Annotated in this window: 22 protein-coding genes; 6 read left to right on the top strand and 16 right to left on the bottom strand. The window is 63.6% G+C overall.

The window, feature by feature from the left end; translation table 11 throughout:
* Positions 1 to 9: 9 nt before the first annotated feature.
* The 11 genes from rsmG to rpmH form a co-directional block, all read right to left on the bottom strand.
* A complete protein-coding gene (rsmG, locus tag HY921_01640) occupies positions 10 to 630 on the bottom strand; it encodes a 16S rRNA (guanine(527)-N(7))-methyltransferase RsmG (GenBank protein MBI5629566.1) in 621 nt (206 codons plus the stop codon).
* Complete coding sequence (mnmG, locus tag HY921_01635) at positions 608 to 2,359, bottom strand: tRNA uridine-5-carboxymethylaminomethyl(34) synthesis enzyme MnmG (protein ID MBI5629565.1); 1,752 nt, start codon at positions 2,357 to 2,359, stop codon at positions 608 to 610. Before mnmG ends, rsmG begins: the two co-directional genes overlap by 23 nt.
* Positions 2,359 to 3,150 carry a hypothetical protein gene (locus tag HY921_01630; GenBank protein ID MBI5629564.1) on the bottom strand — a complete coding sequence of 264 codons (792 nt, stop codon included), beginning with the start codon at positions 3,148 to 3,150 and terminating at the stop codon, positions 2,359 to 2,361. Before HY921_01630 ends, mnmG begins: the two co-directional genes overlap by 1 nt.
* On the bottom strand, positions 3,119 to 4,357 hold the full coding sequence (locus HY921_01625) for an MFS transporter (protein MBI5629563.1): 1,239 nt from the start codon (positions 4,355 to 4,357) through the stop codon (positions 3,119 to 3,121). The genes HY921_01630 and HY921_01625 overlap by 32 nt, the downstream gene beginning before the upstream one ends.
* Positions 4,338 to 4,577, bottom strand: a complete 240-nt coding sequence (locus tag HY921_01620; GenBank protein ID MBI5629562.1) for a translation elongation factor-like protein — start codon at positions 4,575 to 4,577, stop codon at positions 4,338 to 4,340. Before HY921_01620 ends, HY921_01625 begins: the two co-directional genes overlap by 20 nt.
* A 124-nt stretch (positions 4,578 to 4,701) precedes the next feature.
* On the bottom strand, positions 4,702 to 6,078 hold the full coding sequence (mnmE, locus tag HY921_01615) for a tRNA uridine-5-carboxymethylaminomethyl(34) synthesis GTPase MnmE (protein ID MBI5629561.1): 1,377 nt from the start codon (positions 6,076 to 6,078) through the stop codon (positions 4,702 to 4,704).
* Positions 6,079 to 6,336: 258 nt separating this feature from the next.
* A complete protein-coding gene (locus HY921_01610; protein MBI5629560.1) occupies positions 6,337 to 7,050 on the bottom strand; it encodes a Jag N-terminal domain-containing protein in 714 nt (237 codons plus the stop codon).
* Between the two features lie 22 nt (positions 7,051 to 7,072).
* Positions 7,073 to 8,572 carry a membrane protein insertase YidC gene (yidC, locus tag HY921_01605; GenBank protein ID MBI5629559.1) on the bottom strand — a complete coding sequence of 500 codons (1,500 nt, stop codon included), beginning with the start codon at positions 8,570 to 8,572 and terminating at the stop codon, positions 7,073 to 7,075.
* An 11-nt stretch (positions 8,573 to 8,583) separates the two neighbouring features.
* Positions 8,584 to 8,811: a membrane protein insertion efficiency factor YidD gene (gene yidD / locus HY921_01600; GenBank protein ID MBI5629558.1), complete on the bottom strand. Its 228-nt coding sequence runs from the start codon at positions 8,809 to 8,811 to the stop codon at positions 8,584 to 8,586.
* The gene (gene rnpA / locus HY921_01595) at positions 8,808 to 9,188 is read right to left on the bottom strand and encodes a ribonuclease P protein component (protein MBI5629557.1); all 381 of its coding nucleotides are present in this window, start codon (positions 9,186 to 9,188) and stop codon (positions 8,808 to 8,810) included. Before rnpA ends, yidD begins: the two co-directional genes overlap by 4 nt.
* Positions 9,178 to 9,315: a 50S ribosomal protein L34 gene (gene rpmH / locus HY921_01590; protein MBI5629556.1), complete on the bottom strand. Its 138-nt coding sequence runs from the start codon at positions 9,313 to 9,315 to the stop codon at positions 9,178 to 9,180. The genes rnpA and rpmH overlap by 11 nt, the downstream gene beginning before the upstream one ends.
* 47 nt (positions 9,316 to 9,362) lie before the next feature.
* On the opposite strand from rpmH, the gene acs reads away from it, so the two are divergent.
* A complete protein-coding gene (gene acs, locus HY921_01585; GenBank protein MBI5629555.1) occupies positions 9,363 to 11,321 on the top strand; it encodes an acetate--CoA ligase in 1,959 nt (652 codons plus the stop codon).
* 17 nt (positions 11,322 to 11,338) lie between these two features.
* A complete protein-coding gene (locus HY921_01580) occupies positions 11,339 to 12,799 on the top strand; it encodes a hypothetical protein (GenBank protein ID MBI5629554.1) in 1,461 nt (486 codons plus the stop codon).
* Here the strand turns inward: HY921_01580 and HY921_01575 are convergent.
* Positions 12,744 to 13,376: a hypothetical protein gene (locus HY921_01575; protein ID MBI5629553.1), complete on the bottom strand. Its 633-nt coding sequence runs from the start codon at positions 13,374 to 13,376 to the stop codon at positions 12,744 to 12,746. The two genes, HY921_01580 and HY921_01575, sit on opposite strands and share 56 nt — an antisense overlap.
* A gap of 23 nt (positions 13,377 to 13,399) precedes the next feature.
* Between HY921_01575 and HY921_01570 the strand changes: the two genes are divergently transcribed.
* Genes HY921_01570 through HY921_01555 form a run of 4 tightly spaced genes read left to right on the top strand, consistent with a single transcriptional unit; the run spans position 13,400 to position 17,352 of the window.
* Complete coding sequence (locus tag HY921_01570; protein ID MBI5629552.1) at positions 13,400 to 13,738, top strand: hypothetical protein; 339 nt, start codon at positions 13,400 to 13,402, stop codon at positions 13,736 to 13,738.
* Positions 13,735 to 14,385, top strand: coding sequence for a DNA repair protein RecO (gene recO, locus HY921_01565; GenBank protein MBI5629551.1), 651 nt, complete (start codon positions 13,735 to 13,737; stop codon positions 14,383 to 14,385). Before HY921_01570 ends, recO begins: the two co-directional genes overlap by 4 nt.
* The gene (locus tag HY921_01560; protein MBI5629550.1) at positions 14,382 to 15,251 is read left to right on the top strand and encodes a glycine--tRNA ligase subunit alpha; all 870 of its coding nucleotides are present in this window, start codon (positions 14,382 to 14,384) and stop codon (positions 15,249 to 15,251) included. Before recO ends, HY921_01560 begins: the two co-directional genes overlap by 4 nt.
* Positions 15,244 to 17,352, top strand: coding sequence for a glycine--tRNA ligase subunit beta (locus HY921_01555; GenBank protein MBI5629549.1), 2,109 nt, complete (start codon positions 15,244 to 15,246; stop codon positions 17,350 to 17,352). The genes HY921_01560 and HY921_01555 overlap by 8 nt, the downstream gene beginning before the upstream one ends.
* Here HY921_01555 and HY921_01550 read toward each other — a convergent pair.
* The 4 genes from HY921_01550 to HY921_01535 are packed head-to-tail and all read right to left on the bottom strand — an operon-like array spanning position 17,317 to position 21,090.
* Entirely contained in the window at positions 17,317 to 17,697 is a 381-nt protein-coding gene (locus tag HY921_01550; protein MBI5629548.1) for a hypothetical protein, read from the bottom strand. The genes HY921_01555 and HY921_01550 overlap by 36 nt on opposite strands.
* The gene (locus HY921_01545) at positions 17,694 to 19,337 is read right to left on the bottom strand and encodes an NAD+ synthase (protein ID MBI5629547.1); all 1,644 of its coding nucleotides are present in this window, start codon (positions 19,335 to 19,337) and stop codon (positions 17,694 to 17,696) included. Before HY921_01545 ends, HY921_01550 begins: the two co-directional genes overlap by 4 nt.
* Entirely contained in the window at positions 19,334 to 19,753 is a 420-nt protein-coding gene (locus tag HY921_01540) for a hypothetical protein (protein ID MBI5629546.1), read from the bottom strand. The genes HY921_01545 and HY921_01540 overlap by 4 nt, the downstream gene beginning before the upstream one ends.
* On the bottom strand, positions 19,753 to 21,090 hold the full coding sequence (locus tag HY921_01535) for a hypothetical protein (protein ID MBI5629545.1): 1,338 nt from the start codon (positions 21,088 to 21,090) through the stop codon (positions 19,753 to 19,755). The genes HY921_01540 and HY921_01535 overlap by 1 nt, the downstream gene beginning before the upstream one ends.
* Positions 21,091 to 21,143: the final 53 nt, after the last annotated feature.

Raw genomic sequence — 21,143 nt, 5'->3', positions numbered from 1 at the left:
TGTATGAAATTAGCGCTCTTTTTGAAAGACCGCGATGCAGCGGTCCCGGTCTTCCAAGGGCAGTCGGTAAGTCCGGATCGCCAGCAGTCGGGGCAAGGGGCTTGGAGGGCGGGATTGATAGCACAGGAAATATCCCCCCAGGAGCGTCAAGGGAAGGGCCAGCTCCAGGGCTTGGGGAAGCGGCGCCAGGGCGCGCGCGATCACGGCGTGGAACTTTCCTCCGGCCCCATGGCCCGCGCTTGCGCGGACGATCTGGAGGCCTTTGAGTCCCAAGCGCGCCGCGGCCAGGTTTAGGAAGTCATATTTGCGCTTGAGCGGCTCCATCAAGGTCACGGAGAGTTCCGGCCAGGCTATCTTTACGGCGATGCCGATAAATCCTCCGCCCGAGCCCAGGTCCAGAAGCTTGGATCCGGGCTCTGTCAGGAGCTCCTTGAGGATGGGGACCGCGGCCAAGCCGTCGGCCGCGTGGCGCAGGAGAAGAGTGTCCGGGCTCGCGTCGGCTGTGAGATTGACATTTTTATTGTAGGCGATGAGGTCCTCGCGATAGCGCAGGATGAGTTCGTGCTGGGCGGGGGAAAGGGAGAGCCCCCAGCCCCCGGCCGCCCGCTCAAGAAGTTGGGCAGCGTTCACGGCGCTTTTTCTCGGCGAAGACCCACAGAATCTGCACGTCGGCCGGGCTTACCCCGGGGATGCGGCCCGCCTGGCCCAAGGTGCGGGGACGCACCTTGCCGAGCTTTTGCCTGGACTCGGTGGGCAGCGCCGGTACCTCGTCGTAGCTTAGGTCTTGCGGGATCGGAACGTGCTCGAGCTTGCGCAGTTTGTCGGCTAGGGCGTTCTCCCTGGCGATGTAGCCGGCGTAGCTGTATTGGATTTCCCTCTGGGCCTGGGCTTTTTCCATGGACCATGGCGCCAATTCGGCGTCCGGGCGGGAGATTCCGTTTTCCACGGCTTCCTTATATAGAAGAAAGCGCGAGCAATCCTCCGTGCTCACGAGCCCCAGGTTTCGCCCTTTTTCCAGGAGGCGCAGGTCCGCGTTGTCGGCTCTCAGGCTCAAGCGGAACTCGGCCCGGGAGGTGAACATGCGGTAGGGCTCGTCGACTCCCTTGGTGACTAGGTCGTCGATGAGGACTCCGATGTAGGCCTCGTCGCGGGAGAGACAGAAGGGCTCTCTTCCCATGATTTTAAGCCCGGCGTTGATTCCGGCCATGAGGCCTTGGGCGGCGGCCTCCTCGTAGCCGGTGGTTCCATTGATTTGCCCGGCCAGGTAAAGGCCGGGGAGGACCTTGGATTCGAGAGCGGGTGTGAGCTGGGTCGGAGGGCAGTAGTCGTACTCTATGGCGTAGCCGTAGCGGGTGATCTGCGCTCTCTCAAGGCCCGGGACGCTGCGAACCAGGGCCAACTGGACGTCCTCGGGCAGGCTCGTGGAAAGGCCGTTGACGTAAATCTCTCGCGTGGAATAGCCCTCCGGCTCGAGGAATATCTGGTGCCTCTCCTTGTGCGGGAACTTGACCACCTTGTCCTCGACCGAGGGGCAGTAGCGGGGGCCTATGGATTTGATCACTCCGCTGTAGAGAGGCGAGCGGTCGAGCCCTTGCCGTATGGTTTCATGGGTGGCAGCATTGGTATAGGTTATGTGGCAGTCGAGGAGCTTGTTTGAAATGTTTCGGGTGAAATGCGAGAAAGGGCGGGGCGGGTCGTCGCTTTTTTGGAGCTCGCATTTCTCGAAATCGATGGAGCGGGCGTGCAGACGCATCGGAGTCCCAGTCTTCATCCGCCCGATCTCCAAGCCAAGCTGGGCCAGGCTCGCGCTCAAGCGCTCGGCGGGCGGCTCGCCGGCTCGGCCCGAGGGGAAGGAGCTCAGGCCCACGTGGGCCAGGCCGTTCAAGAACGTGCCGGTGGTGAGGATCACGGCTCGCGTCTCGTAGCGGATCCCCCTCTTGCTCAAGAGCCCCCGCAGGCGCCCTCCCTCCGCCCATAGCGCGGCGGCTTCCTCTTGCCGTGCCTCGAGGCGCTCCTGGCCCTCCACCGCCTCCTTCATGGCCGCTTGATAGAGCTTCTTATCGCATTGGGCGCGGGGTGAGTGGACTGCTTGGCCCTTGCTTGTGTTGAGGATCTTGAAGTGGAGCCCGGTCCGGTCCGCGGCCTTTCCCATTTCCCCGCCCAGGGCGTCCACTTCCCGGACCAGCTGGCCCTTGGCCACTCCGCCGATGGACGGGTTGCAGGACATGGCTCCTATGGAGTCCAGATTCTGGGTGAGGAGCAGGACCTCGAGCCCCATGCGGGATGCGGCCAGGGACGCCTCGATCCCGGCATGGCCCCCGCCCACCACGATCACGTCATATCTCTTAGGGTATGTCATCAGGCGTACAGGAGGGCTTTTAAGATTTCCTTGGGAACGGCTCCGGAGAGGTAAAGAGTGATGGCCAGCGACATCTGGAAGAACAGGGAGAGCAGCACTGCCATGAAGGCTCGCGGCAGGCGCAGGCCCGAGAGGGTCTTGACCCCTGTCGTGCCCGCCGCCAATATCCAGAGCCCTCCCAGGATTTGCGCGGCCTTGAAGAGGTTCGGCCAGTCCAGACCAACCGCCCCTTCCATGGGCAGAAGAAGGACGATGCCTATGGCGTTGAGGCCGAGGAGAAACGCGGCCAGGGACTTGGCCTCGGCCGCGTTTAACTTGCGCAGGAGGAAGGCGAAGGGAGAAAGGCAGGCGAGAGAGGCCGCGGCGTAGGCGGACTTGCCGATGGCGCCTTGCCCGTAGGCGATGGTGAGCCAGAAAACCGCGCCGGTCCAAAGCACGGCGCAAGAGAAGCGCAGGGGCCATGAGCCGTTCTTGAACCAGGCGATGAACCCGATAAGAAATGCGATCCAGGCCGCTTCCAAGGGCGGCTGCCATAGCATGACCTTGAGCCAGAAGAGGAGGTCGTGGCTCGCTGCGGGCTCGGCAGAGAGCTGGTCCGGGAAATCCCAGGGCTTGAGCCAATAAAAGATAGTCGAACAGGCCACGAAAGCGATATATATCTTCATGTTGGGGCCAAGCGCGCTTTCGTTTCGGCAGGCCTCTGCCGCCCGCCTGGGAGATTTCAAGAACAGCGGGAAATAAAGAGAGAAGCTTTTTGAGCTATCCATGGCGTTGTTTCGCGTCGTTTTCATAGTATCGGGCTCCCCAAAGACAGAAGGCCCCCCCCAGCCCCAGGGTCAGGCTCGCCAGGATGAGAGCCAGATTCAGGCCCCATAGGTCCGACATGAGCCCTATCACGGTCGGGGAGACGGCGTCGCCCAAGGCGTGTATGACCAGTATATTGGCGGCGAAGGCCATGGATCGGGAGGCGGGGTCGGACACCTCCACGATGATGGCGTTCAATGGCCCCATATTGAGGAAGAGGAAAAATTCGGCGAGCAGCAGCGTGGCGAGCGAAAGATGGAAGTTTTCGCACAGAACGGCGCACAGCACCAAGGGCAGGCCCGCCAGGAGTCCGGCTCCAGATACCAGAAAATGGGATTTCTTCGTGTAGGAAAGGCCCCAGTCCGAGAGCCACCCACCGGCCAGGCTTCCCAGAATGCCGGAGACCACCGTGACCCCGCCGAAAAGGGCTCCAGCCCGGCCGAGTTGAAGGCCCCATTGGCGGTGGAAGAATGTCGGCATCCAGACCGCGAAGCCCCCCAAGGCGAAGGTCATGGCCGCTCCCGCCAAAGTGACCAAGGCGAAGCTCTTGACCTTGAAGAGATCCGCATAGCTCCGCACCGCCGTGGCATAATGGAGGGACCGCCGCGGCGCGTGGTCGGGTCTTGGATCTCGCAGACGGGCCGAGAGCGCGGCCAAGATGAGGCCAGGGACGGCGACCCAGAGCAGAGCGTTTCTCCAGCCGAACGACTGGCCCAGGATTCCTCCGCAGATGTAGCCCAAGGCGCTCCCCACGGGGATGGCCATCGAGAAAAGCGCCAAGACCCTTCCCCTTTTTTCCGACGGGAAATGTTCGGCCACGAAGGAAGGGGATATGGCTCCATAGCAGGACTCTCCGATGCCCACGGCGGCCCGTGCTGCGAAAAGGGAGGAGAAGGTCTTGGCCCAGGCTCCCGCGGCAGTGGCCAGGCTCCAGAGTAAAACGCCCAGGGCCAGCCAGAGCGGGCGGCTCTGTCGGTCCGCCCAGTATCCTATGGGGGGTGCCGCGAGCATGTAGACGACCATGAAGGCCGAGGCCAGGCTGCCGGCTTGCGCGTCGGAAAGCGTTAAGTCGCGCTGAATCAGGGGCAGGAGGGAGTAGAGGATCTGCCTGTCCAGATAATTCAACAGGTTGACGCCGAGCAGCAGGGCGAGGACTCCGCGCGCGGCGGGGAACTTAGAGCTTGTAGACAGCATCGCCTTTGCGGGCTTTGTCGGCTACTTGTATCCCGACCCCCTCCCCCGGAGAGGCGCTGTGCACGCTGGAGTGGTCGAGCTGCATGTGCTCGACTTTCTGGGTAAGATCAGTGGTGTGGCCCTTGATCCTGATGGTGTCGCCCACCGCCAAGGGAGCCTCCAGGGTCAAGGTGATCACGCGGGCCTTGGAGTAGTAGTCGAGGACTTTCCCCAGGAACACGGCCCCGACGATCTGCTGTTCGGGAGTGATGCGCCATACCGGGGTCTTGGGCGCGGAAGGGATTTTTTTTGCGCGATGCGCCGGGTTTCTCTTTTCCATTCCTTTCCTCTTCCATTCTTCCAAATTATTTTCCGATGCAAAAGCGCGAGAATACCTCGCGCAGGACCTCGTCCGGCGCGCCCTGCCCCGTTATCTCGTCCAAGGCTTGCAGGGCTTGGCGCAAATGGCAGGCGGCGCGGTCCTCCCAGCGGCCGGGATGCCGCGCGGGAGTGTGTCCGGCCAGGGCCAGCTCCCTGGCCGCGTCATCGAGCGAGCGGATATGGCGCTGGGAGGTCACGACCAGCGTCTCTCCTTGCTCCTCGGGCGCGGCCAGGCGCTCGACCACGAGCCGGGACAGTCCGCCCAGGCCCTCTCCGGTCTTGGCCGAGACCGCGGCGTCGCAGGAGAGGCCATTGACCCGCGAAGGCAGGTCGGATTTGCTGCGCACGACCAGAGTCTGGCATCCCCCTTCCCGCGCCATGCCCAGGATAGAGTCGTGCACTTCCAGATCCTTGGGGTCCAAGGCGCTTGATCCGTCCACGACCAGGAGCACGAGATCCGATGATTTTAGAGCCTCTCGAGCCCGCTCCATGCCGATATTCTCCGCAGGATCCGAGGCGTTTTGGCCCAGGCCCGCGGTGTCGATCAGGAGGCAGGGCAGCCCCTGGATTTCCAGGCACTCCTCCAGCGTGTCGCGGGTGGTGCCCGGGCTCTGGCAGACGATGGCGCGCTCGATTCCCAATAGCGCGTTCAAGAGGCTGGATTTGCCGGCGTTGGGCCTTCCGGCCAGGCATACCCGCGCTCCTTGCCGCAGAAACCGGCCTTGGCGGAAGGTCTTTCCCAACTCCGCGAGGGTTTTTTCGGCTTCGGCGGCTTTCCGCTCGAGCTCCAAGGGGGATAGAGAAGGCAGGTCCTCCTCCGGATGGTCCAGGCAAGCCTCGAGCCGGACCAGTAGCTCCAATATCGGCTCGCGCAGGGCCGCTATCCGGCGGGACAGGCCTCCCTTCAGGTGGCAGAGGGCGTTGCGATGGGCTCTGCGGCTGCGTGCCCCGATGAGCTCGCAGACGGCCTCGGCCTGGGCCAGGTCCATGCGGCCGTTCAAGAAGGAGCGCAAAGTAAATTCCCCCGGGGCGGCGTGCCTGGCGCCGGCCTCGAGGCAGATCTGGAGGGCGCGGCCCAGAATGTACGGGGAGCCGTGGCAGGAGAGCTCGAGCAAGTCCTCTCCGGTCGGGCTTGCCGAGGCCGGGAAATAGGTGGCCACGCACTCGTCCAAGAGTTCCCCCATCCAGAAAATCTCGGCCCAGGCCGCTCTTCTGCCCGCCAGGGCTTTGTCGGCCTTGAGGCGGAGCAGGGACTGCCCGATCGGCAGGGCCGCGGGGCCGCTTAGGCGCACGATGCCCAAGGCGCCTGACCCGGCCGGAGTCGCCACGGCCGCGATGGTGTCCGTTAGGGGTCGCGTCATAATAATATGAGCCATTTGGAGGTTCGGCTTTGAGACAAGTTCGAGGCGCGAGGAGGGAGCATAGCGGTAGCTATGTGACCGACGAGCAACGATGGAATTGGCCAAAGACGAGCCTCCCCCGAGGGGGGCCAGGGCGCTATTGGGCTGCGACTTCGTCTCTCCTCGCTCACATACCGCTGCGGGTATGCTCGCTCCTCGATCCTTGTCTCGCTCCAATATCGCCCTGGCAAAGGGCTCATATTATTATGAAGCGACCCCTTAGCGCGGTTTTATCACGATTTTGCGCCAAGATCCCTCTCCCTCCGAGGCCGTGACTATGTCGGGGTGGTCGGCCAGTCTCCTGTGAACGAGCCGGCGCATGGCGGGCTCCATGGGCGGCAGGCGGTAGGGCTTGTGCGAACTTTTCACCAGGTCGATGCCGCGCTGAACCTGCTCCATGATTTCATTCTCTTTTTTGGCCCAATAGCCGAGCGCGTCGAGTTGAATCGCCACGGAGGCGCCAAGGCGGCGGTTGAGCATGATGGACAAAAGGAACTGCATGGCCTCAAGAGTCCGGCCGTCGCCGGAGGCGAGTTTCTTGGCATCGGCGGAGTCCACTTTCAACAGGAGCCTTTCTTGGATATCGTCCCACTCCGCGCTCAATACCGCGTCCTTGAAACCCATGAGCCCGAGAATCTCGGCGGCAAGGGCCTTGGCGGCGTGGCAAGCTTTTTGAGGATCCACGGCCGCGGCCGCTGGAGTCTGTTTCCGCGGTGCCTGACCGCCTTCCATACGGGCAGGCGCCGGCGCTTCTGCTCCCCATCTCTTTTCCGCGATGCGCACGCGCGCATTCCTGCCTCCGAGGCCCATGAAGCCGGCCGCGGCCTCTTGGAGAATCAGGACCTCGACTTGATCCCGGCGCAGCCCTGTCTTTTTCAATGCGTTCTCTACGGCTTGGGCGACTGTTTTTCCTTCGCTTTCGATGCCTTCCATCCTTCCTCCGGTTATTAGGGCCTTAGGAATTAAAGCGTTTCTTGAGCAGTAGCTGCTGGGTGGCGCTGAGAAGGCTGTTCGTCATCCAGTAGAGCACCAGCCCCGATGGGAATCTGAGGAACATGAAGGTGAAGATTACGGGCATCCATGTCATCATCGCCGCCTGGCTAGGGTCGGTGGACGGGGGGTTGAGCTTGTTTTGCGCGAACATCAGCCCTCCCATGACCAGCGGCAGTATGTAGTAGGGATCCTTGGCGGAGAGATCCTTGATCCAAAATATCCAGGGGGCGCCATGGAGCTCCCAGGCGTTTCGCAAGGCGTTGTAGAGCGCGATGAACACCGGCATCTGCAGGAGCATCGGGAGGCAGCCGCCCAAGGGATTGGCCCCGTGCTTCTTGTAAAGCTCCAGCATCTCCGCGTTCAGGCGCTGGGGGTCCTTGCCGTACTTCTGCTGGATGCGGGAGATATCCGGCTGCAGACGCTTCATGGCGGACATGGCTTTGAGGCTCTTGTAGGTCAAGGGGAATAATGCCAGTTGAAGAAGCGCGGTCAGAAGTATGATGGACCAGCCCCAGTTCCCGATCTTGGAATGCAGGAAGTTGAGGATCTGCAGGACCATCCGGCCGAGCTGCGCGAAGAATCCGAAGTCGATGGATCGTTCGAGCCCGGCTCCGTAGCGGGAAAGCCAGGTATGCCCCTTGGCTCCCACATAGAAGGGAAGCTCCCATGAGCGCGACTGGCCGGGCTCCAGAGCCATGCTTTTGGCCGTGAGGATGATTTGCGGGGGCCAGCGGCTCTCGACCAGCTCGAAGTCCTTGAAGTCGGGGATCACTGCGGCCAGGAAATAGCGGTTGTCGATTCCAACCCAGCGGTAGGGGCCCTGGTAATTTCCGGGCTTTAAAACCTCGATCTTGCCCTTGAGTCCCGCGCCGGGGTCCTTCAATGCCAAGGCCCGCCATACCTTGTGGTTCTCGGCGCTTTCGCTGGCGATGGTGCCCAGGCCCGGGCCCAGGCTGAGGCTCCAGGCTTGGGTCTGCTGAGGCTTGCGCGTCTGGTTGAGCAAAGTCAGCCGCAGGCGGGGCAGGCGTCCCTCGCTCTCTGGGATGAATTCCTTGATGATTTTGACCCCGTCCGGCCTGGCCGCCTGGTAAACGACCCCGGGAGCGGAGCGGTTCCTTTTGAATCGTAACTCGGGCCATGCGGCCAAGAAGCCGGGCTGGGGGTCCTCGATCAGCTCTACCGTTCCCAAGGGCTCCTCGTAGCGGTAACTGACCAAGGAGGCGCCCAGGGGATGCACTCGGGCCTGGGTTTTGCCCAAGGCCAGAATTTCCGCTTCAGCTTCGAGGCCGGCCCGCTCTGGCTTGGCGGGAGAATTCTGGGAAGAGGAGGGACTTCTAGGGGAGAGCGCCGCCGGCATCGACGGTGCCGGCCTGGGAGGAGCCAGGCGTTTCTCAACCAGGCCGAACCATAACGCGTAGACTCCCACGGAAAGTGTGACGGCGAGCAATAGATTTTTTTCCATTTTTATTTTTCCTAGGCGTTGGGAACGGGGTCGCATCCCCCGGCATGCCAGGGATGGCAGCGCAGGAGGCGGCCGGAAATGAGACGCAATGCCCGGCACAGAGAATGCCGGTCGAGGGCCAGGGCGGCGTATTCCGAGCAGCTGGGATGGAAGCGGCAGGAAGGCGGCATCAGAAATCTCGAGACTTTCCGATAGAGGCCGACGGCCCGGCGCAGAATCCATCGCGGTGATGTTATCATTCGAGAATGTCCGCTTTCCTGCAGATGGCCAAGAGATCCTTCTCGGCCTCCGGCAGCCCGGTCCAGCGGCATCCGGGGCGCAAATAAACGACCATGTCGCAGCCAAGCTTCAAGCTGGCTCGGTTGAGGCGGAAAGCCTCCCGAGCCAGCCTTTTGAGGCGGTTTCGCAGAACCGCATTTCCCAGTTTCGCGCTGACCGCCAGGCCCAGCCTCGCTGGTTCCGGCGGTTGGGGGGCGGCGGCGTCTCGGATGGGGCTGCGAAACCAAAGGACGATGTTGCGGCCCGCTATTCTGCGGCCCTCCGAGAACAGCCGCCCGAAGCGCTTGCGCCCGCTCAAGCGGGCGTCGGGCCCCAAGCCCTGCCGTTTAAGCGGCAATCAAGATATGCCGACCTTTCTGGCGCCTGCGCTTGAGAACTTTCCGTCCGCCCGTGGTGGACATCCTGGCTCGAAATCCGATTTTCTTGCGACGTTTGCGGTTATGCGGCCTATATGTGGGTAACATAAAGCTATTATACAAAAAATGTTAGAATGCGGCTCGGGAGGTGATTCATGTCCACGGAACAAGGAATCAGGGTTTTATTAAGGGAAAAGCGCCTGTATAAGCCGAGCTCCTCTTTCCGGCGCAAGGCGCATATCGGAAGTTTTTCGGCCCTCCAGTCCTTGCGGCTCAAGGCCCGCCGCGACCCCGATGCCTTCTGGACCGCGGCCGCGCTGGAGCTGGATTGGATGAGGCCTTTCAAGAAGGTGCTGAAGTGGAGCCCTCCCTTGGCGCAGTGGTTCCTGGGAGGAAGGCTCAACGCCTCGGCCAATTGCTTGGACCGCCACCTGGCCGGGCCTCGCCGCAACAAAGCCGCCCTCGTCTGGGAGGGAGAGCCCGGAGAAATCCGTACTTTGACCTACCAGCAGCTCCATGACGAGGTTTGCCGCTTCGCCAACGCGTTGAAATCCTTGGGCGTGGAGCCCGGCGACCGCGTGGCCCTTTACATGCCCATGGTGCCGGAGGCCGTGGTGGCGATGCTGGGCTGCGCGCGCATCGGGGCCGTGCACAGCGTGATTTTCGCCGGCTTCTCGGCCGAAGCGCTGCGAGACCGCATCAACGATGCCCAGGCCAAGGTCGTGGTCACCGCGGATGGCTCTTATCGGCGCGGCGCGGTCCTAAGGCTCAAGGATTCCATCGATGAGGCGTTGAGGTCGTGCCCGGGTGTGTCGACCGTCATCGTCCTGCGCCGTGCGGGCGTCGAGGTTTCCTGGCAGGAGGGGCGAGACGACTGGTGGCACGAGCTCTTGGCCAAGGCGTCGGTCGATTGTCCGCCAACGCCCCTCAACAGCGAGCACCCCCTCTTCATCCTCTATACCTCCGGGAGCACGGGCAAGCCCAAGGGAGTCCTGCACACCACCGGCGGCTACCTCACGCAGGTGGCGCTCAGCTGCAAATGGATCTTCGACCTGCGCGAAGAGGACGTTTTTTGGTGCACGGCCGACGTGGGCTGGATCACGGGGCATTCCTACGTGGTTTACGGGCCGCTGGCCAACGGCGCTACCGTCTTCATTTATGAAGGGGCGCCTCTGCATCCCCGGCCGGACCGCTTCTGGTCCATGATCGAGAGGCATCGGGTCAATATTTTTTACACCGCGCCCACGGCCATCAGGACCTTCATGCGCCTAGGCGAGGAATGGCCCGCCAAGCACGACCTTTCCTCCCTGCGCCTCTTGGGCACGGTCGGAGAGCCCATCAATCCGCAGGCTTGGCTTTGGTATCAACGCGCGATCGGCCGGGGATGCTGCCCGATCGTGGACACCTGGTGGCAGACCGAGACCGGGGCCATCATGATTTCCCCCCTCCCCGGAGCCACGGCGACCAAGCCTGGCTCTGCAACCTTGCCCTTTCCCGGAATCGAGGCTGAGGTCGTGGACAAGGAGGGCCGTCCCGTGCCGGCAAAGGTGGGCGGCTACCTCGTCATCAAAAGGCCTTGGCCCGCGATGCTGCGCACCATTCATGCAGATCCGGAGCGCTACCGCAGCCAGTACTTTTCTCAGATTCCCGGAATTTACTTCACTGGGGACGGCGCGCGCAAGGATTCGAGCGGCTATTTTTGGATTTTGGGCCGAATCGACGACGTCCTCAACGTCTCTGGGCACCGGTTGTCCACCATGGAGATCGAGTCGGCCCTGGTGAGTCACCCGGGCGTGGCCGAGGCGGCGGTGGTCGGCCGGCCGGACGAAATCCAGGGGCAGGCGATCACTGCTTTCGTTACCTTGGCCGGAAAGCGCGCCCCCAGCGATGATTTCAAGGAGGAGCTGCGCCAACACGTGGGCAAGGTGATCGGGTCCATAGCCAAGCCCTCTGAGATCCGCTTCACCGAGACTCTTCCCAAGACCCGCTCCGGCAAGATCATGCGCCGTCTCCTGCGGGAAATCGCGGCCGGACAGGGCGTTCTGGGAGACGTGACGACGCTAGAGGACCTCTCGATTCTCTCCAAGCTCCAGAGCGCCGAGGACTCTGAATAGAGGTAGAATCTCCATTTGTGCCAGCGCAACTCTTGGATTTGTTTCTGGGCTTGGCCTTGGCCGGTTTGTTCCATTTCCTGGTCCAGCATAAGCGCGATCCCGCGCACGGCTGCTACCGCCGCGCCGCGGCTTATTTCCTGCTGGCCCTGTGGTCGTGGCGCGGCCTTTCCTGGGTGAGCCTGCGCCACTACATTCCCTCTGGAGAGTTCGTCTCCTTGGAATGCGCGGAGGTCCTTTTCCGGACGATCGAGGTGACTGCCCTGGGAGGCCTCGTCTTCGCTTTTCTGCGCCCCCCGGAACGTAAATTTTCTGGAGCTTTCCTGGGCTCTGGCGCGGGCCTGGCCTTCTCGGGGTTCGGACTTCTTGGCCGGCTTTGGCTCTCCTACGCCGCGGCCCTGAATCTGCGGGGAAGCTTTTGGGGCTTGTTCCTGACGAGTCTTTCCCCATGGATTTTGGGAAGCGCCATGGTCCTCGTCATGATGACCCTTCTGCAGGATGATTTCCGTCCGGTGGCTTGGAGGATGATCGCCGCGGTTTTCGCGGTCTCTGTTGTTTGCACCGCGGCCATGGACCTGCGCTTGCGCAGGACCTGGGGCTACGGGCCTCAAAGCCTCTCGCAGGCCGCCGGGCTTTCCTCCGAGCCGGATGCCGCGATGAGCTTGGCCTGGCTCTACCCGAGAGCGGGAAAGCCTTACGCCGTCGAGATGCTGAAGGCGCGGTGGAATGGCTTGAGCATCGCCCCCGATAATCTGCGCAAGATCTTTTGGTACCTCAGGGAGAGGGACTTCCGGAGCATTTTCACCCGGGATGGGCTCGAAGCCCTGCGCCGAGGCTGGCTTTTCTGGTGGGAGCCGGATCCCGCCTTGGAGAGCGCTTCCCTCTGCTGCTCCTCCCAGGCTTATCCCGATTATCGCAAGGCCTTGGCCCTGATCCGGGCCGGACCCTTGACCCGGGAGCGCTACGAGAGCCTGGAGGCCTTGGCGGAGCTGGCCAGGACTCGCGCGGAGGGCTTCGAGGACGTGACGCAGTCTCAATACATTTTCGAGGCGTTCTCGGCCGCCTACGCGCGCTTCGGCGACGAGGCACGCGCCCGGGCCTGGCTGTACAAGATCGACAACCTCTGGCCCATCTACGAGAAGAAGGTGGAGGCCTCTCCGGTCGAGAATTTCCGGCGAGGTCGGGTGAGCGGCTCGGTATTGTCGGACTTGGCGCCCGCCGATTCCATGAAGGTGGGGCTCTTCTACGTCGCTGCTGGCACCTCTGCCGCGCCGGGCACCGGGGTCTTGAGTGCCAGCGCCTCCCTGGACTCATCAGGCCGCTTTGAGTTCGAGGATCTGGGGGCGGGGCTCTACTATTTGGGCCTTATGGGCCCGCCCAAGAGACTGCGCGGCAAGATCATCAACAGCCCCGGCTATTTCTCTCTTAGCGAGAGGTTTCCCGTACTGCGCTTGACTCCGATTCGGATCCGGGCTCGCTGAGCTCTCGGCGCTCATCCTCGGTGAGGAACGGGAAATCCTCGTTCATGAAGGGGCTCGTGAATATCTTGGCGCGCGAGCCCCAATCCACCAGGCCCCGGATGGCCCTTCTGCCCTCCTCGGCGCGCGCCAAGGCCCTGAGGCTTCCCAGGAACGCGGGCTTGAACCACCGGACCAGATGCTCGGTCTTTCCGGCCGCATCGCCTTGGATCACGGCGGTTCCCCCTTGGAGCTGAGGCAGTATGTATTTGAGCTCGCGCAGCGCGCGCAGGCGCCCGTAGGCCTCGGTCAATTTCCCCTCTGGTATCGCCACGAAAAGAGTTTCCGACCTCACCGCGTGGGCCCTCACGCCCTGCCTGTCCTCCTCGGGCCCGAGATAGGCCTTCATGAGGAGCTCTAGGACCCGGGCCTGGTCCAGGTAGCGGTTGAGTTCTGGGGAAAGCCGCGGGCGTGAATCTTTTAAGGCCAAGAGGGCTGAAAAGGACTTCCCCATGGCGCCGTCCCAGTCGCCGGCGGCCCGGGCCGGCCCGAGGCAGGCGCAAAGAAGGGCGAGCAGGGCGAAAATTCTCTTCATTGCCATGCGGGTATCATATATAATTTAGCGTGTCCTTATTTTTCAAGATGGCCGCGGGGATGCTCAAGGCCGGGGCCTACGGGGAATTGAAGGCGCTCCTGCTCGGAGCGGATTTGGACGGGTTGCGGGAGTCCTGGCCGAAATTCGAGCCCCTCGGCAAGCTCGTGCTTTTTAAGCTGCTGGAAGCCCCGCGGGCAGCGCAGTTGTACTTGGGGCTGGATTTTTCGGAAAGATACTTTTTATTTTGCGGCTTGCCCCTGGCCGCCATCGCTCCGGTGCTGGAGCGGCTTCTTCCCGCCGAGAGGCGCCTTTTCGTCCAGCTCCCTCAAGATTTCGAGAGACGGATGGCGTCCGCCCTTCTGCCATGATCGTCAACGCCTGCGCCATGGTGCTGGGGCGCCGCCCCTACCGCGAGGCAGACCGCCTGGCCACCCTTTACACGGACTCCTGGGGCAAACTCACCGTGCGCTTCGTGGGAGTAGATAAGCCCGGGCGCAAGCTTAAGGCCTTGTCGGAGCCCCTGGTCTGGGGAGAGTACCGCCTTTATTTGAGCCCGCGCCTGGACATGGGCAAGGTGATCGGCGGGCGCATCATCTCCACGTTCCCGTCCATTCGCCGCGATCTGCGACGCACGGCCCTGGCTCTCTCATTTTGCGAGTGGCTTTCGGGACTCGCGCCGGAACGCTCCCCTAACGAGGAGAAATACGAGCTCTTGAGCTCCGTCGTGGCCAGCATGGAAGAAGCAGAGGCATCGCCCTGGCACGAGCTTGCCTACGGCCTGCGCCTCATGCGTCTTTTGGGGTACGGGATGAGCCGCTGCCCGGACGGTCCGGAGCGCGCCCCGCTTTGGAGGGCCCTGCACGAGGCCCCTTGGCGGGAGTTGGAGACTTGTCCCGACCATCCTGGGCTCCGCGCGAAATGGACGAGCCGCCTCCACGAGGCGGTGCGGGCCCAGCTTGGGCGGCCCCTGAATTGCCAGGATTTTCTCGAGGCCCTGCCATGTCGGCGGCATTGACCTTCCAAGACCTGATCGTCGAGCTCCAGCGCTTCTGGGCGCGGGAGGGCTGCCTTTTGATACAGCCTTACGACATGGAGAAGGGTGCCGCGACTTTCAACCCGGCGACTTTCTTCGGGGCCCTGGGCCCGGCTCCCACGGCCGTTGCCTACCCGGAGCCCTGCCGCAGGCCCGCGGACGGGCGTTACGGGGACAACCCCAACCGCCTCGGGAAATACTATCAGTTCCAGGTTCTCTTGAAGCCAGTGCCTCCCAAGGTCACTGACATCTACCTGCGCTCCTTGAAGGCCGTGGGGCTCGATCCTAAGAAGCACGACCTGCGCTGGATCGAGGACGACTGGGAATCCCCCACCTTGGGGGCCTCTGGCCTGGGCTGGGAGGTGTGGCTCGACGGAATGGAAATCACTCAATTCACCTACTTCCAACAGATGGGCTCCATGCCGCTTTTCCCCGTGAGCGTCGAGATCACCTATGGCCTTGAGCGCATCGCGCTTTATCTGCAGAAGAAAAGCAACGTTTACGCGCTCGACTTTAACGACCGCCTCCTTTACGGGGACTTGCATCAGGAGAACGAACGGCAGTTTTCCCGCTACCATTTCGAGGAGTCCGACCCCGAGATGCTGGGCCGGCACTTTTGCGACTGGGAGCGGGAGGGCGAGCGGCTGGCCGCGGCGCGCCTGCCCCTGCCGGCCTACGATTGCGTGATGAGGGTCTCGCATCTCTTCAATATGCTTGAGGCGCGCGGGGCCATTTCCGTGACCGAAAGGGCTCAATACATCGCGCGGGTGAGGAATCTCGCGCGCAAGGTCATGACCCTGTACCTGGAGATGAATGCCCCGGCCGCGCCGGAGCCGAGCCATGGCTAAGGATTTCCTGCTGGAGATCGGGGTAGAGCCTTTGCCCGCGCGCTTTGTCGAGCCCGCCCTTCAAGACCTTTTGGCGCGCGTCGAGGCCGGGCTCAAGGAATCACGCCTCGGGTATTCCGCGGTCAGGGCCCTGGGAACCCTTCGGCGCCTGGCCGTGGTCTGCCAGGGCGTCGAGGATAAATCCCGGCCCTTGCTGCAGGAAGTCCAGGGGCCGCCCGCCCGCCTCTTGAGGGACGCGCAAGGCAGTTTCACTCCCCAGGCCGAGGGTTTCGCCAGGAAGTACGGACTCTCCCCGGCCGAGTTGCGGATCGTCTCCACGCCCAAGGGTGAGTTCCTGCAGGCGAGCGTGACCATTCCCGGCGAATCCGCGGCGGCGATCCTGTCCCGCGTGGCCGCCGCGGCCGTGGCTGCCCTGGAATTTCCGAAGTCGATGGAATGGGAAGAAAGCCGCTTCCGTTTCGGCCGGCCGATCCGGAGCCTCTTGGTCCTGCACGGCTCGCGGGTCCTCCCTCTCCAGGTCGCGGGCGCCAAAAGCGGCCGGCGCGTCGATGGGCTGGCCGGCCAGGGAAAGCGGCCTCAGCCCATCACGGAGCCCGGGCGCTACCAGGCCGTCCTCAAGAGCCTGTTGGTCATCGCCGATCCCCGGGAGCGCCGGGAGGCCCTGGAGAAGGGCCTTGAAGCCTGCGCGCGCAAGCTCGGGGGCCGCTTGGAGGCCGATGAGGAACTCGTGGCCGAGACGGTGTTCATGACTGAACATCCCGTGCCGGTGGCGGGAAGCTTCCGCAAGGAATTCTTGGCGCTGCCCGCGCCGCTCATCGTTTTGGTCCTCAAGAAGCAGCTCAAGTTTTTCCCCATCCGCGAGGGCGGAGCCCTGACTCCCTATTTCATCGCGGTGCGCGACGGCGTCTCCGAGGGCCAGAAGTTGGTCAGAGAGGGCTACGAGCGCGTCTTGGAGGCGCGCTTGAGCGACGCCGCCTTCTTCATCGCTCGCGACAGGCAGGCGGGTCTTGAGGGCAGGCTGGGCCTCCTGTCGCGGGTGACTTACCAGAAGGGGCTCGGAAGCATGGCCGATAAGGCCGTCCGCGTCGGGAAAGTCTCAGCTTGGCTTTGCGAGACCCTGCGCCAGGACCAGGCGCTGGAGGAGGCGGACGTCGCCCTCATCTCGCGACTCTGCTACGCGGACCTGGTTTGCGAGGTGGTCAAGGAGTTCCCGGAGTTGCAGGGAATCATGGGCGGGATCTACGCCCGCTCCGAGGGCTTGGCGGAGCGCGTGGCGCTGGGGATCGAGGAGTTCTACCTGCCCCTGGGCCCCCGTTCCAATGTCCCGGCCACGCGCGAGGGCGCGCTGGCCTCCTTGGCCGGGAAAATAGACACTTTAGCCGGCTCCTTCGCGGCCGGAGCCGTGCCCACGGGCAGCGCCGATCCTCTGGCCCTGCGGCGCCAGGCCTTGGGGTCGATCCGCATCCTTCTCGAGAAGCAATTTCCCGTGGATTTGGAGAAGGCCTTCGAGTTCGCCCTTTCCCTGCAGCCCATGCCCATGGCCGCGGCTCGGTCCAAGGAGCTGGGCGCTCAATTTCGCGACTTTACTTGGGCCCGCGCGCAATCCTTCCTCGAGGAGATGGGATACAAGGCCGACGAGATCCGTTCGGTCCGAGCGGAAGGCCTCAAGAATTTCCCGCGCACCCTGAAACGGCTCTCGGCTGTTCACGGCGTGCGCCAGGACCCGGAATTTGAAGCTCTTTCAGGGGCCTTCAAGCGGGTTTCCAACATCCTGAGGCAGGCTCGGATTCCCGGCGAGAATCCACCCCAGCTCGATCGGGCTCAACTGCGCGAAGAGGCGGAGCTGGCCCTTTACGACCGTCTGGCCCAGATCGAGGGACAGGTGCGCGAGAAGCTTAGCCGGGACAGCTTCGATGGCGGGCTCAAGGCCTTGGCTGCTCTGAAGCCCGACCTCGACGAATTCTTCGAGCATGTGATGGTCATGGCCGAGGACCCGGGCTTGAAGACGGCGAGGCTCGGCCTCTTGGGCAGGATCGCTCGGTTGTTCAACAGTGTCGCCGACCTCTCAGAGATCGGGCTCGTCGGCCCAGATGGCCGCTAGCGCGGCTAGCCAAAGAGCCAGGTTTTCGATGAAGGCGGGAAGCCGCCAGCGCAACAGCGCCTCAAGAATACGCTGGACCATGAAAAGTCCGGCGGCCGCGGGAACCAGAAAAATCAAGACGCTGGCGAGGCTGGCGTGCCGCGCCGATTCGCCGAGGAGGCTGCGGCCCAGCAGGAAGGCCAGGGCCAGCCCGCCCAATGCGAAGGCCGAGAGCCAGGCCAAGAGGAGGACAGGGGATTCAACTCCCGCCCGGGCCGAAGCGAAGGCCCCGGCAAGCCCCCCCAGGTAAAAGCCGAGCAGGGCGCAGGCAGAGAGGATGAATTTCGCCCGGGGGGCTCTGGTCATGCCCGGTAGGAGCCTCGGGCCAGAGGCATGCGGCGGCCCACGCCGAAGGCCTTCGAGGAAATCTTGAGGCTGGGCGGGGCTTGGCGCCGCTTGTATTCGCTCTTGTCGATGCGGTTGAGCATGTCTTCCACCAGTAGCGGGTCGAGCCCGGTCCTGGCGAGCTCCTCGGGGCCCAGACGGGCCTCGATGTAGGCTTCCAGGATTCTGTCGAGGGTCTCGTAGGCCGGCAGGTCGTCCTGGTCCTTCTGGTTGGGGCGCAGCTCGGCGGATGGGGCCTTTTCGATGGAACTCCTGGGAATGACCCCCGCCTTCCTGTTGAGCCATTGGGCCAGCTCATAGACCGTGCGCTTGGGCACGTCGGCCAGGACCGCCAGCCCGCCGCTCATGTCGCCATAGAGCGTGCAATAGCCCACCGAAAGCTCCGACTTGTTTCCTGTGGAAAGAAGCATGCATGCATGCTTGTTGCTCAAGGCCATCAGCAAGGTCCCCCGGATGCGGGCCTGGAGGTTCTGCTCGGCCAGGTTCTCCGGCTTGCCCGCGAAAGCCTCGCGCAGGACGCCCATGTAGCGGCGGTAGATGCCGGAGATGGGCAAGGTGAGGTGGCGGATGCCGAGGTTTTGGGCCAAGGCCCGGGCATCGGCGAGGCTGCCTTTCGAGGAGTACATGGAAGGCATGGAGACCCCCAGGACCTTGTCCGGCCCCAAGGCGCGCGCGGCCAGGGCGCAGACGACGGCCGAGTCGATGCCTCCGCTTAAGCCCACCAGCACCCGCTCGAAGCCGCACTTGCCGGCATAGTCCCGTATGCCGAGGCAAAGGGCTTCCCCCGCCTCAGAGATATCGCTCTCTGGCGATGGGGCGGCCAAGGGCTTGGGGACGTTGGCCAGATCCACCAGGAGCAGGTCCTCCGCGAAAGCCTTGGCCGCGGCCACGAGGCGACCGCGAGAGTCCAAGGCCAGGCTCCTGCCGTCGAATATGATTTCGTCGTTGCCTCCGATCAGGTTGCAGTAAAGAAGGGGCCTGCGGGCGGTCCTGGCGTGCTCGGAGAGAAGCCTGAGCCTGGCGTGGGCCTTTCCCCGTTCAAAGGGCGAGGCGGAGATGTTGACGAGGACTTCGGCTCCGGCCTTGGCCTGGGCTTGCACCGGGTCGCGCCTGTAAAGGCGCTTGCCGCCGGGTCCGCGGCTCCAAGCGTCCTCGCATATGGTGACGCCGAGTTGAACGCCCTTGAATTTGAGGGGCGGGTTCGAGAGCGCGGGTTCGAAATAACGGGCCTCGTCGAAGACGTCGTAGGTGGGAAGCAAGGTTTTCGAGCGCACGGATATCTTGCCTTTATGGAGAAGAGCCGCCGCGTTGCGGACGGGCTTGCCGGTTTTCCTGGGATTTCCGGCCGAGAGACCGACCAAGAGGCCCATCTCCGAGGCCTCGGTCTCCTTGGCCAAGCGGCGCAGGGCCCGCTCGTTGGCCTCGATGAAGCCCCGCTCCTCCCAGAGGTCGAGCGCCGGGTAGCCTCCCAGGCTCTGCTCGGGGAATACCGTCAGGTCCGCGCCGAGGGCCGCGGCCCTGGCGGCGAAAGCGCGGATGCGGGCGACGTTGCCGCGGATGTCGCTGACAGTTGTGTTGATCTGGGCGAGGGCTATTTTCACGGGTTCTCGGGGAGCTTCCGGCAGATTTCCTTGAAGGCCGCGCCTCCCCCCAGGAAGTTTTCCTCGATCGAGTCGATCATCTGGTTGCGCGCGGCGACTCCCAGCCGTAGGGTCGCGCAAGCGACACCCTCCAAGACCCAATTCACGAGGGTGGTCGGGTCAAGGCCGTTTTCATCGGCTATGGAAGAGGTCTGTTTCAAGAGCTGTACCGCCGTGTCGGGCGGACTCTTCTCCAGCACCAAGGCCGCGTTGATGACCTCTCGGCAGATTTCGCAAACCAAGGCCGCCGTTTCTCCGGAGCCCCCCTGAGAGAGAGCCTCGCGCAGGATTTCCCACCCGGCCTGGGCCAGGCTCTCGGGGTCGGCTGGTTTTGACTTGAAGCGGGTCAGCAGCTTTTCTCGGATTTGGCCATCCATTATTTTATTATACCAAGAGGCATCTTGAAGCGGGCGGGAAGTTCGCTGTCGGGCCAATAGCCCAAAGCCTCTCCCGAGAGAGCGTCGTACAGGGCCGCGCCTTCCCCGGAGACGATCACGGCCACGCGGCGGCCGTCGGCGCTGTAGAGGAGCTGGCTGCCATCTGGCCGCTCGTAGCCGCCTTGGCCCCAACGGTTGATGAGGGCTTGATAGCCCCAGGGCGTTCCTTGATGGAGAAGAAACCAGCGCTCCCCCTCCCTGAGCCACCAATGCCCCTGCTGCCAAGCCAGGGCGCCTGCCGAGGCATTGGCCCAGAGCCACCAGCGGGAGTCTTGCCGCTCGAGCCAGGACCAGTGCCCTCGGCTCCAACTGCCCCACAGGTCTCCATGATGCAGGTAGTGGCCCGAGTCGTTGCGGTGCCAGTGGACTTTCCCATGGTGGGCGCCCAGTTTTTTGAGTTGGGGAGGCTCGACGGCCTCCGCCTCGTCGAGGGATAGGCCGTACGGAAAGATCGGGGTTCCATCCTCCAAATGCCTGGGCAAGGGCCCGGCCCAGGGATTGCCCGATGGCGGCGCCAGAGACGCCTCCGGCGGCCTCAAGGGCTTGGCTCCCAGGGAGCGCGAGAATGAAGGAGGCTTCAACCGCCGGAGCCGCTCGTAGGCTCCGGCGGCCGGGAGCTGGCCCCGGCGCATCCCGCTGTTTTTCTCCGGAGAGGGATTGAAGAAAATCCGCCAGGCGGCGCTTTCCGGGGCCGGTCCGTGGGATGGGGCACCGGTTGCGGGAGAGGGCCGCGGCCGTGCCTTGCCGACAGCTTCCTCCGCGGCGGCGGGATCAGGAGCGCGCCCATGAACGCCTTCGCGCGGATTTGCCGCGCCGCGGATGGAGGGCGCCGCGGAGCCGGAGAACCGGGGTTCTCCCGAGAAGCCTCGAGCGGGCGGATTTTCTCGCGCTTTGGGCTGCCTGTATTTGGAGCCACTGCTTAGCGCGGGCGATGCGGTTTGGCGCTTGGCGCCTGCCGGCGCCTTTGGCCGCGATGCGTACGGCGGCTCGGGGGTGCGCATAGAAACGAGAGATTCTTCTCCAACCCTCGCAGCCGGAGGCCAGCGGGGCAGGGAGGCCACGGCCTCTCCGATTCTCCTCTGTTGGCTCGAAGTCTCCGGGTGCCCGCCCGTTTCGGGTTTTCCTTGGAGTGGCGAGATCGCCGCGGAGCCGGTCGCAAGCGGCGGGTTCTGGATGAAGCGAAAGAAGCTTTCGCGATCCTGCCGATCGCGCAGGGCCAGGGTCACCGCTATGAGAAGAACGCCTGCGAGAACTCGAGTTCTCTTTTTTGCTCCCATGAAACAGCATATTCCCCGGAGGTTCGACAGGGGCAGGGTCTTTGGGCCCAAGG

This window comes from Elusimicrobiota bacterium, from assembly GCA_016218575.1.
In the GTDB taxonomy this organism is placed as follows: Bacteria; Elusimicrobiota; Elusimicrobia; order UBA1565; family UBA9628; genus JACRDN01.
This window is presented reverse-complemented; position numbering and strand designations above follow the sequence as displayed.